The organism is Nocardioides panacihumi, assembly GCF_039530925.1.
Classification (GTDB): domain Bacteria; phylum Actinomycetota; class Actinomycetes; order Propionibacteriales; family Nocardioidaceae; genus Nocardioides; species Nocardioides panacihumi.
In genome coordinates, this window is record NZ_BAAAPB010000008.1 from 1 (window position 1) to 10598 (window position 10598).

A 10598-nucleotide genomic window follows, 5' to 3' on the forward strand; every position below is an offset into this window, starting at 1 on the left:
ACCAACAACACCGTCAAGTGCGCACAACACAAGACACAGCTCGACTGTGCTCGCGTCCACAACAACCACACCACGCCCCGGCGCGCCATCACGGCGGGCCGGCGAGGCGAAGTGACACATGAATAGTGGCTTTCGACCCCACGCAACGCCCCAGGCGTCGTGATGGGTGAGTCGAACTAGAGTTACGGCGGCCATAGCGAAGGGGAAACACCCGGTCCCATCCCGAACCCGGAAGTTAAGCCCTTCAGCGCCGATGGTACTGCAACCGAGAGGCTGTGGGAGAGTAGGACGCCGCCGGACATACTTTTGTCGTAGGGGCCACCTTTGGGTGGCCCCTACGCTGTATTTCGGACCAATGGTGCGTGAGAGGGGATTGACCGTGGCTGAGGACCGACGCTCGGGACGCCCGGCGAAGGCTGCCGGTGCAGGACGAGGCGGGTCGACCCGCGGAGGGTCGTCGGCGGGTGGCAAGTCCACCGGCCAAGGCCGTCCCACCCGCCGAGGCACCGATGGAGCGCCCGCTGCAGGCTCCGCGAAGGGCTCGAGGGACTACTCGAAGGGCACTGACAAGCGGAGTGGGACCGGCTCGGCCGGGCGCCCGCCCGCGAAGGGCGGCGCACCCGCGCGAGGTGGCGCTGATCGTCAGGGCTCCGACCGGCGCAGCGACGACCGCAAGGCCGCTCCCCGTCAGGGCTCCGACCGGCGCAGCGACGACCGCAAGGCCGCTCCCCGTCAGGGTGCCGACCGGCGCAGCGACGACCGCAAGGCCGCTCCCCGTCAGGGTGCCGACCGCCGCAGCGACGACCGCAGGAGCACGGGTGCCCGCGGCTCCGAGGGCAGAGGGCCTGAGCGGAAGGGTCCGCCGCGGGCACGGCAGGACCGACCGGTCCGGAGCGAGAACGCCCCCCGCACGTCCGAGCAGCGGGCGTACGACGGACCGGAGCTGCCCGAGTGGGTGACCGGCAAGGAGCTCGATCGCTCCGTCGCCGCCCAGCTGAAGGGTCTGCCGGAGAAGCTCGCCGCGCGCGTGGCCCGTCACCTGGCGGCCGCCGGCGCGCTCATCGACTCCGACCCGGAGCTTGCCTACCAGCATGCGAAGGCGGCCAAGAGCCGGGCGCAGCGGCTCGCGGTCGTGCGTGAGGCGCTCGGCGAAGCGGCGTACGCTGCTGGCCACTACTCGGAGGCACTCGCGGAGCTGCGAGCGGCGAAGCGGATGAACGGCGCCACGGCGTACCTGCCGATCATGGCCGACTGCCACCGTGCTCTGAAGCAGCCCGAGCAGGCGATCAAGCTCGCCCACAGTCCGTCGGTTGCCAACTTCGCACCCGAGGCGAAGGCCGAGATGACGATCGTCGAGGCCGGCGCGAGGCGCGACATGGGGCAGTTCGACGCAGCCCTGCGTGTGCTCGAGCAGGCGCCTCTGATGAGCAAGAGCCGTGCGTCGTGGGTCGTCCGGCTGCGTTACGCGTATGCCGACACGCTCGAGACGGCGGGACGTCAGACCGACGCGCTGACGTGGTTCCACCGGACGTTCGCGATCGACAGCGACGAGCTGACCGATGCCGCCGAGCGTGCTGCTGCGCTTGAGGTCGGGCGCGACTGACGCGACGGTGGGCCCTGAGTGCCGTGAGCCACGTCCCGCGTCGTGTCGACTGCGTGATGGCGTGTAACACTGGTGCTCAGGGCTCACATGCGTCACAATGTGCAGCAGAACTACATACCTGTCATTGAGCGGCTACAGATCTGACTCGTTCCATGCGGAGACCGCTGGGGAAGGCGAAGCTCCACGCCGGAACGAAGGAGAACACGGTGACCGCTTACACCAACACGTCCAGCGCCTCGCGTCCCGCCACCCGAGGCGTGCTCTACGTGCACTCGGCGCCCTCAGCGCTGACCCCGCACGTCGAATGGGCCGTCGGCGGCGTTCTTGGCGTCTCCGTGAGCCTGGACTGGACGCCGCAGCCCGCTCAGGTCGGCACCTATCGGGCCGAGCTGTCCTGGACCGGCGGGGTCGGCTCGGCCGCTGCGGTCGCTTCGGCCCTCAAGGGTTGGAAGCACCTCCGTTTCGAGATCACGGAGGAGCCGACGTCCGGCTCCGAGGGCGCTCGCTACTCCTACACGCCTGAGCTCGGAGTCTTCCACGCGGTCACCGGCCTGCACGGCGACATCATGATCCCCGAGGATCGCCTGAAGGCTGCCGTCGTGAAGGCGGCGCTCGGCGACACGACCATGCTCGTCGAGATCGACAAGCTGCTGGGCAAGCAGTGGGACGACGAGCTGGAGACCTTCCGCCACGCGGGCGACGGCGCGCCGGTGCGCTGGCTGCACCAGGTCGTCTGACGCCACGCGGCGTCAGTGACGACGGCACGCGCGATGAGCGGCGCGTCGTGCCTTCGGCGTCTGGAGCCGCTGAGCCTTCTTGCGCGCCCTGACGCAGGCCGCGGTCGGGTGACGCTTCCCGGGCTTCGTCACCCGGAAGTGTGAGGTCGCGATCCAACCGGAGTAGTCGCGCGTCTGGTCGACGAGCGGCGCGGTCGCGTAGTGGCGGTAGGTCAACCGGCCGCGGATCGTGAAGAGCCCCGGCGCCGCGGTGTTGCTCGCGCACAGCTGGAAGCGCTTGCTGCCGGTCGTCGGGTCGGCGCCGGACATGACCACGTCAGATGCCTGCGCGACACCTGCGGCGTCGCTGATGAAGAGCTCGAGTGACCACTCCGGCTCCGGCGGGGAGACGTGGTAGGAGTAGCGATACCAGTGGCAGCCCGCAGGCAGCCGGTACGCCGGCGCCCGTGTGCTGCCCATCGCCGCGAACTGGGCGGGCGTCGGCTCAGCGGCCGATGCCCGCCCGACGGGGGAGAGCCCCGGCGCCAGTCCCAGGGTGAGCCCCAGCAGGACGGACGCGACCGTCGGCAGCCGGGGTGGTGTGCGCAGCCGGGCGGAAATGGTGATCGGCCTCACACCGGTCCAACGCGGCTCCGCCCGGCTGGTTACGGGTCAGAGCGGGATGTTGCCGTGCCGCCCGCGGTGGACGCCGTCGGCCTGGACCGCGTCGTAGATCGCCCGGGCGATGCTCGTCCGTGTCGAGACGGGCGCGACGACCTCGTCCACGACACCGATCTCGACCGCCTTGTCGACCCCGCCCGCGATCCGCTCGTGCTCGGTGGCGAGCTCCGCCTCCACCTGGGCGCGGATCTCGGGAGCGACCTCGGCCAGCTTGCGGCGGTGCAGGATCCGCACGGCGGCGACGGCACCCATGACGGCCACCTCGGCGCCGGGCCACGCGAACACCTTGGTGGCGCCCAGGGACCGGGAGTTCATGGCGATGTAGGCGCCGCCGTACGTCTTGCGGGTGATGAGCGTGACGCGGGGCACGACGCACTCGCCGAAGGCGTGCAGCAGCTTCGCTCCACGACGTACGACGCCGTCCCACTCCTGCCCGACACCGGGCAGGTAGCCGGGCACGTCCACGAGGACGACCAGCGGAACCCCGAACGCGTCGCACATGCGCACGAACCGCGAGGCCTTCTCCGCCGAGAGTGAGTCCAGGCACCCGCCGAGGCGCAGCGGGTTGTTGGCGACGACGCCGACGGTCCGGCCGCCGAGGCGACCGAGCGCGGTGACGATGTTGGGCGCCCAGCGGGCGTGCAGCTCCTGGACGGTGCCCTCGTCGAGCAGGTGGTCGACGAGCGGGTGCACGTCGTAGGCGCGCTTCTTCGACTCCGGCAGCAGAGCCTCGAGGTCGAGGTCTTCGACACGGTCGAGGTGGAGGCTGCCCTGTGCGCCGAGCAGGTGCGCGACGGTGCGGGCACGGTCGAGCGCGTCGCGCTCGGTGTCGGCCAGGATGTGCACGACGCCCGAGCGGCGGCCGTGCGGCTCGGGACCGCCGAGCCGCAGCATGTCGACGTCCTCGCCGGTCACGGAGCGGACCACGTCGGGGCCGGTCACGAAGATGCGGCCCTCGGGGCCGAGGATCACGACGTCGGTCAGCGCGGGCCCGTACGCCGCTCCGCCGGCCGCGGGGCCGAGCACGACCGAGATCTGCGGGATGAGACCGGACGCCTGCGTCATCACCTGGAAGATGCGGCCGACGGCGTGCAGCGAGAGGACGCCCTCGGCGAGACGCGCGCCGCCCGAGTGCCACAGCCCGATGATCGGGATCCGGTCGGTGAGGGCGAGGTGGTAGGCGTCCACGACCACGCGGCAGCCCTCGTCGCCCATCGCGCCGCCCATGACGGTCGCGTCGGAGCAGAACGCGACGACCGGAGAGCCGTCGATGGTGCCCTTCGCGGCGAGCATGCCGGAGCTGTCGAGCGGCGAGACCAGCTCGACGCTGCCCTCGTCGAGCAGCGCGGTGAGCCGGGTCAGCGGGTACCGCGGGTCGTCGACCCGAGCCGGCTTCTCCTGGACGGCCGTCACGACGGGCTCCCGAAGGCCACCGCGACGTTGGCCCCACCGAAGCCGAAGGAGTTGTTCAGCGCGGCGATGTCGCCGAGCGGGAGGTCACGGGCCTTGGTGGCGATGTCGAGCTCCACGGCCGGGTCCTGGTTGTCCAGGTTGATCGTCGGCGGCGCGACGCGGTGGTGCAGAGCGAGGACCGTCGCGACGGCCTCGAGCGCGCCGGCACCGCCGAGCAGGTGGCCGGTCATCGACTTGGTGCTGGTGACGACGACGTCGGTCGCGTGGGCGCCGAGCGTGGCGTGCAGCATCAGCCCCTCGGCGATGTCGCCCTGCGGTGTCGAGGTGGCGTGCGCGTTGACGTGCACGATGTCAGCGGGGTCGACCTCGCCCTCCTCGAGTGCTCGCAGGATGGCGCGGGAGCCGCCGCGACCGGCCGGGTCGGGCTGGGCGATGTCGTGGGAGTCGGCGGTGATGCCGGCACCGAGGACCTCGGCGTAGATCCGCGCGCCGCGGGCCTGGGCGTGCTCGAGCCGCTCCAGGACGAGCGCGCCCGCGCCCTCGCCCAGGACGAACCCGTCGCGTGCGGTGTCCCACGGACGGCTGGTCGCCGTCGGGTCGCCGCCCTCCTCCGACCCTGTCTTCGACAGCGCCATCATGTTCGCGAACGCCGCCATCGGGAGCGGGTGGATCGCTGCCTCAGTGCCGCCGGCGACCACGACGTCGGCGCGGCCGAGACGGATCTGGTCGACGGCGTGGGCGATCGCCTCGTTGCCGGACGCGCAGGCCGAGACCGGGGTGATGACGGCGGCCCGCGCACCGACGTACAGGCTGATGTTGGCCGCCGGTGCGTTCGGCATCAACATCGGCACCGCGAGCGGTGAGACCCGCCGCGGCCCCTTCTCGAGCAGGATGTCGTAGTTGTCGAGGAGGGTGGTCACGCCACCGATCCCCGACGCCATCGCCACGCCGACACGGTCGCCGTCCAGTCCGACCTCGGACGCCGGCCCGGTGAACCCGGCGTCGCGCCAGGCCTCCATCGCGGCGATCATGGCGAACTGGGCGGAGCGGTCCAGCCGGCGGGCCTTGACCCGGTCGAGGACCTCGCTGGGCTCGACGGCGATCCGGCCCGCGATCCGCACCGGGAGGGCCGCAGCCCACTCCTCGGTGAGGGCGCGGACTCCGGAGCGACCGGCGACCAGGGCGTCCCAGGTGCTGGGGACGTCTCCGCCGACGGGGCTGGTGGTCCCCAGCCCGGTGACGACGACTCGTGTGCGACTCATGACGACCTTGCGTTCGAAGGGTGGTGGATCAGACGCCGGGATCAGGCGTTGGCGGAGGCGCGCTCGATGAACGAGACGGCGTCACCGACGGTCTTGAGGTTCTTCACCTCGTCGTCGGGGATCGACACGCCGAACTTCTCCTCGGCGGCGACGACGACCTCGACCATGGAGAGCGAGTCGACGTCGAGGTCCTCGACGAACGACTTGTCCAGCTGGACGTCCTCGACATCGACGCCGGCGACCTCGTTGACGATCTCGGCGAGGTCGGCGCGGATCTCTTCGGTGCTGGGCATGTTGTTCCTTTCAGGTGGGTGAGCACGGTGCTCGATGGGTGGTGCCGATCAGGGGACGATGACGACCTGCGCCGCGTAGGCGAGGCCGGCTCCGAAGGCGATGAACAGCGCGGTGTCGCCGCTCTTCGCCTCGCCGTCGCGCTTCATCCGCTCGAGGGCGAGCGGGATCGACGCCGCCGAGGTGTTGCCCATCTCGGCGATGTCGCGGGCGATGCGGACGCGCTCGGGCAGCTTCATGGAGCGCGCGAGTGCGTCGACGATGCGCATGTTGGCCTGGTGCGGGACGAAGCAGTCGAGGTCGTCGACGGTCAGCCCCGCGCGGTCGAGCGCCTCGAGGCCGATCTTCGCCATCGCGAAGGAGGCCCAGCGGAACACCGGGTTTCCCTGCATCGTCAGGTGCGGCATCCGGCCGGTGGCCAGCGCCTCCGGCCACAGCTCGCGCTGGGCGATGAGGTCCGCGCGCTCGCCGTCCGAGCCCCAGACGACAGGGCCGATGCCCGGCTCATCGCTGGGCCCGACCACGACCGCGCCGGCGCCGTCGGCGAAGATGAATGCGGTGCCACGGTCGGTCCCGTCGGTGATGTCCGAGAGCCGCTCGACGCCGATCACGAGGACGTGGCGGGCGCTGCCGCCGCGGATGAAGTCCGATGCCATCGAGACGCCGTGGCAGAAGCCGGCGCACGCCGCCGAGATGTCGAACGCCGCCGCCTGCTCGGTGCCGAGCTCGTGGGCGATGGCCGTCGCGATGGCGGGGGTCTGGGACAGGTGGCTCACGGTGGCGACGATGACGCAGTCGATCTGACGGGCGTCGACGCCGGCGTCCGCGAGCGCGTCTTTCGCCGCCGCGACCGACATGACCTGGACGGTCTCCTCGGGGGTCGCCCAGCGGCGCTCGACGATGCCGGAGCGCGTCCGGATCCACTCGTCGGTCGAGTCGATCGCGTCCACGATCTCGCTGTTGGGGACGACGCGGGACGGGCGGTAGACGCCGAGGCCCAGCAGCCGCGCGTTGGCAGCGCCGGCGGGGGCCAACAGGCCGGCCATCAGGCCACGCCCTCGGGGTGGAGGCGGACCAGCGGCTGGCCGGGGGAGACGAGGTCGCCGTCCTCGACGAGCCACTCGACGACCTGGCCACCGTGCGCAGCGGTGACGACGATGCGGTCGCGCAGGCTGACGATGTCGCCGATCGTGCTCCCGGGGGAGAGTACGTCGACGCCGGTGGCCGTCTCTGCAAGGTGGAACGTGCCCTTCGAGGGCGCGACGACCATCCGCCAGGTCGGCGAGGTGTCGAGGACGCCCGAGGCGCCCTCCTCACCGTGCTTCTCGCAGAAGGCGCGGGCTGCGTCGAGCTGGTCGGGCGTCTTGAGGGCGAACGTCTCGACCCCCTTCAGGTTCCGCTTGGCGATGCCCGTGAGGGTGCCGGCCGGCGGCATCTCGAGGATGCCGGTGACGCCGAGGTCCGTCATCGTCTCGAGGCAGAGGTCCCAGCGGACGGGGCTGGCGATCTGGCCGACGATGCGCTTGAGCACCTCGGCGCCGGAGTGGACGACCTGGCCGTCCTTGTTCGAGATGACGCGAACGCGCGGGTCGTGCACGGACACCGAGCGGGCCAGGGCCGCCAGGTGGCCGACCGCCGGCCCCATGTGCTCGGTGTGGAACGCGCCGGCGACGCTCAGCGGTGCGAGCCGCGCCTTGGCCGGAGGGTCCGCCTTGAACGCCTCGAGCTGCTCCAGGGTGCCGGCCGCGACGATCTGGCCCGGCCCGTTGTCGTTGGCGGCGGTCAGGCCGTGCCGCTCGATCGCGGCGAGCACCTCGTCGCGATCGCCGCCGAGGACGGCCGTCATGCCGGTCGGCGTGGTCGCGGCAGCCTGGGCCATCGCGCGGCCCCGCTCGCGGACGAGGACCATGGCCTGCTCGGCGGTGATGGCTCGGGCACCCGCGGCTGCGGTCAGCTCACCGACGCTGTGACCGGCGACCGCGCCGATCCGGGAGAACGCGTCCGCTGGGTGCGGGAAGAGCTCCAGCGCTGCGACGAGTCCCGTCGCGACCAGGAGCGGCTGCGCGATCCGGGTGTCGCGGATGGTCTCGTCGTCGGCCTGGGTGCCGTAGTGGACGAGGTCGAGGCCGGCCACGGTGGCGAGCCAGTCGAAGCGGGAGGCGAAGGCCGGGTCCTCCAGCCAGGGCGTCAGGAAACCGGCGGTCTGGGCCCCCTGGCCGGGGGCGACGATGACGAGCACGTGACCACCCTGCCTGGATACCGGTCGGTCACGCGTGTCCGGCACGCACGAAACTGACCGGGCGAACTTTGGAGGGTTCCTACAAAACGTCGCTCGCCGCCGCCTGACGGCCCAGCACCAGGGCGATCTGCAGGGTCAGCGAATCGCGCGGCCGGGTCGCAGTGAAGCCTGTGAGGTCCGCCACTTGGCGCAGCCGGTAGCGCACGGTGTTCGGGTGGACGAAGAGCTCACGGGCCGCGGCCTCCAGGGAGCCGCCGGCGGCGAAGTAGGCCGACAGGGTCTCGATCAGGGTCGCGCGGGCGTGCACGAGCGGTCCGTAGACCTCCTCCACCAAGTGGTCGCGGGCGTCGGCGTCGCCGGCGAGAGCGCGCTCGGGCAGCAGCTCGCTGCTGAGCACGGGTCGCGGCGCACCGGGCCAGCCGTTGGCGGCTCGGTGGCCTGCCAGCGCGGCCCGGGCCGAGACGTGAGCTCCGGACAGGTCGTCGGCGACCGGGCCGACGACGACGGGTCCGGGCGCGAACATGCCGACGACGGCTCCGGCCGCCGTACGCGCATCGGAGCTGCCGCCCAGGACGACGACGAGGAGCTCGCCCTGGATCGCGCAGAGCGCGTCGAGCCCGGCCGATCGCGCTCTGCGCCGGACGTCGTCGAACACGTCGGTCTCGGTACGCCGGGCCGGCGCCGCTCCGAGCACCACGGTCAGCGACTCCCGACCCGCCCAGCCGAGCGCGCTCGCCCGCGACAGCACGGAGTCGTCGGTCTCGGCGCGCAGGACCGCGTCGACCACGAGGGCCTCGAGCCGGGCGTCCCAGGCGCCGCGCTGCTCGGCGGCCCGGGCGTAGACCTCGGCCGTCGCGAAGGCGACCTCGCGGGCGTAGCGCGACACGGCGCGATGGACGTCGGGCGCGTCCTCCGGCTCCACGAGGTCGTCGACGTTGCCCTCCACGACCTCGATGGAGAGTCGGATCAGGTCGACGGTCTGCCGCAGCGTGATGAGGCCGGCGAGCGCGCGGGGCGCGGCGCCGAAGACGGATGCCGCGAGGTCGGCTCCCTCCACGCGGGTGCCGGGCTCCCCGCCGTACCACTGCGTGAAGCCCCTGATGCCGGCCTGCACGATGAGGCCGACCCATGACCGGTCCTCCGCCTTGAGATCGCGGAACCACGGCATGGCCGTGTCCATCCGTGCCGTGGCGGCGGTCGCGAGCCGTCCGGTCGCACGTTGCAACGCCTCCGCACTGCGCAGCCGGCGGGCGCGGGCGGCGGGCGCTTCCTCGTTGTGCAGGGGAGGGGTGGTGGCCGTCACGACGACATCCTCCCATTCGTCCCCTGGTTCGATGATGACGTGACCCTCGCGTGGTTGAATCGTTGATCTGTGAGTTTCCTGCGATTGGGTACCTCACGTCCGGAAGGAGCCCGATGCCCGAGACCCAGTTCGTGACGGTCCACGGCCACCGGCGCGCGTACGCGCTGGGCGGCCGGCCGATCGGCACGGCCCCGGTGCTCCTCCTCCTGCACGGGCTCGGCTGCGACCGGCACACCTGGGACCCGGTGTGGAACCGCCTCGCCAGGCGCTACACCCTGCTGGCACCCGACCTGCTCGGTCACGGTGAGTCCGACAAGCCGCGCGGCGACTACAGCCCCGGCGGCTATGCCAACGGGATGCGCGACCTGCTCACGGTCCTGGGGATCGACAAGGTGACCGTCCTCGGGCACAGCTTCGGCGGCGCCGTCGCCATGCAGTTCGCCTACCAGTTCCCGGAGCGCACCGAGCGGCTCGCGCTGGTCGACCCGGGCGGCCTCGGCAACGAGGTCTCGGCGCTGATCCGGTCGCTCGGGCTGCCGGGCTACGACCTCGTGCTGCGAGCGTTGACGGCCCCCGGTGTGCGCCAGGTCAACGTCGCGGCGCTCAAGCTGCTGAGCCGGATCGGTGTCCGCGAGCTGCGCGACCTCGGCGAGGTCGCCGCGATCCTGGACTCCTTCAAGGATGCGGGCAAGCGGTACGCCGTGCACAAGCTCGTGACCGGCGTCATCGACTGGCGCGGACAGAACGTCACGATGAGCGACCGGGCATACCTGACCGAGGCGATGCCGCTGTGGATCGTGTGGGGTGCCGACGACCGCGTCCTGCCGGCCCGCCACGCCGACACCGCACGCGAGATCGCGCCCAGCGCCCAGGTCACCGTCCTGGAGGACGCCGGTCACTTCCCGCACCGGGATCACCCCGACGCGTTCGTCGACCTGCTGACCGGCTTCATGGACTCGACCGTCCCCGCGACGTACTCCCGGGCCCGGTGGCGCCGGCTGCTCAAGAACGGCGGCCACGACCACCTCAGCTCCGTCGACTCCGCGTCCGAGCTGGCCTGAAACGCCGAGTCGGCGCTTGTGCACCCTGT

The 10598-nt window shown here is 71.8% G+C and carries 10 protein-coding genes and 1 rRNA gene; 4 read left to right on the plus strand and 7 right to left on the minus strand.

Annotation, left to right across the window (positions count from 1 at the left end):
• The first annotated feature begins 183 nt into the window (after window positions 1-183).
• The 3 genes from rrf to ABD205_RS20940 all read left to right on the plus strand — a co-directional run bounded on the left by rrf (window position 184) and on the right by ABD205_RS20940 (window position 2340).
• A 5S ribosomal RNA gene (rrf, locus tag ABD205_RS20930) occupies window positions 184-300 on the plus strand.
• 79 nt (window positions 301-379) lie between these two features.
• Entirely contained in the window at window positions 380-1603 is a 1224-nt protein-coding gene (locus ABD205_RS20935; protein WP_344048279.1) for a tetratricopeptide repeat protein, read from the plus strand.
• Window positions 1604-1809: 206 nt separating this feature from the next.
• A complete protein-coding gene (locus tag ABD205_RS20940) occupies window positions 1810-2340 on the plus strand; it encodes a DUF3145 domain-containing protein (protein ID WP_344048280.1) in 531 nt (176 codons plus the stop codon).
• Window positions 2341-2352: 12 nt separating this feature from the next.
• Here the strand turns inward: ABD205_RS20940 and ABD205_RS20945 are convergent, their stop codons facing one another.
• From ABD205_RS20945 to ABD205_RS20975, 7 genes are all read right to left on the minus strand, one after another.
• Window positions 2353-2955 (minus strand): hypothetical protein, encoded by a 603-nt coding sequence (locus tag ABD205_RS20945; protein ID WP_344048281.1) that lies wholly within the window; start codon window positions 2953-2955, stop codon window positions 2353-2355.
• A gap of 36 nt (window positions 2956-2991) precedes the next feature.
• Window positions 2992-4413, minus strand: a complete 1422-nt coding sequence (locus ABD205_RS20950; RefSeq protein WP_344048283.1) for an acyl-CoA carboxylase subunit beta — start codon at window positions 4411-4413, stop codon at window positions 2992-2994.
• Entirely contained in the window at window positions 4410-5675 is a 1266-nt protein-coding gene (locus ABD205_RS20955) for a beta-ketoacyl-[acyl-carrier-protein] synthase family protein (protein WP_344048285.1), read from the minus strand. Before ABD205_RS20955 ends, ABD205_RS20950 begins: the two co-directional genes overlap by 4 nt.
• A gap of 41 nt (window positions 5676-5716) precedes the next feature.
• Window positions 5717-5968 (minus strand): acyl carrier protein, encoded by a 252-nt coding sequence (locus tag ABD205_RS20960; protein ID WP_344048287.1) that lies wholly within the window; start codon window positions 5966-5968, stop codon window positions 5717-5719.
• A 48-nt stretch (window positions 5969-6016) separates the two neighbouring features.
• Window positions 6017-7012, minus strand: coding sequence for a beta-ketoacyl-ACP synthase III (locus ABD205_RS20965; protein ID WP_344048289.1), 996 nt, complete (start codon window positions 7010-7012; stop codon window positions 6017-6019).
• The gene (locus ABD205_RS20970) at window positions 7012-8205 is read right to left on the minus strand and encodes an acyltransferase domain-containing protein (protein ID WP_344048290.1); all 1194 of its coding nucleotides are present in this window, start codon (window positions 8203-8205) and stop codon (window positions 7012-7014) included. The genes ABD205_RS20965 and ABD205_RS20970 overlap by 1 nt, the downstream gene beginning before the upstream one ends.
• A 79-nt stretch (window positions 8206-8284) precedes the next feature.
• Window positions 8285-9508, minus strand: a complete 1224-nt coding sequence (locus tag ABD205_RS20975; RefSeq protein WP_344048292.1) for a PucR family transcriptional regulator — start codon at window positions 9506-9508, stop codon at window positions 8285-8287.
• A gap of 113 nt (window positions 9509-9621) precedes the next feature.
• Between ABD205_RS20975 and ABD205_RS20980 the strand changes: the two genes are divergently transcribed.
• Window positions 9622-10569: an alpha/beta fold hydrolase gene (locus tag ABD205_RS20980; RefSeq protein ID WP_344048294.1), complete on the plus strand. Its 948-nt coding sequence runs from the start codon at window positions 9622-9624 to the stop codon at window positions 10567-10569.
• Window positions 10570-10598: the final 29 nt, after the last annotated feature.

Coding starts and splice junctions, on each gene's coding strand:
- ABD205_RS20960 (WP_344048287.1), bottom strand. CDS start 5,968: ATGCCCAGCACCGAAGAGATCCGCGCCGACCTCGCCGAGATCGTCAAC.
- ABD205_RS20955 (WP_344048285.1), bottom strand. CDS start 5,675: ATGAGTCGCACACGAGTCGTCGTCACCGGGCTGGGGACCACCAGCCCC.
- ABD205_RS20965 (WP_344048289.1), bottom strand. CDS start 7,012: ATGGCCGGCCTGTTGGCCCCCGCCGGCGCTGCCAACGCGCGGCTGCTG.
- ABD205_RS20980 (WP_344048294.1), top strand. CDS start 9,622: ATGCCCGAGACCCAGTTCGTGACGGTCCACGGCCACCGGCGCGCGTAC.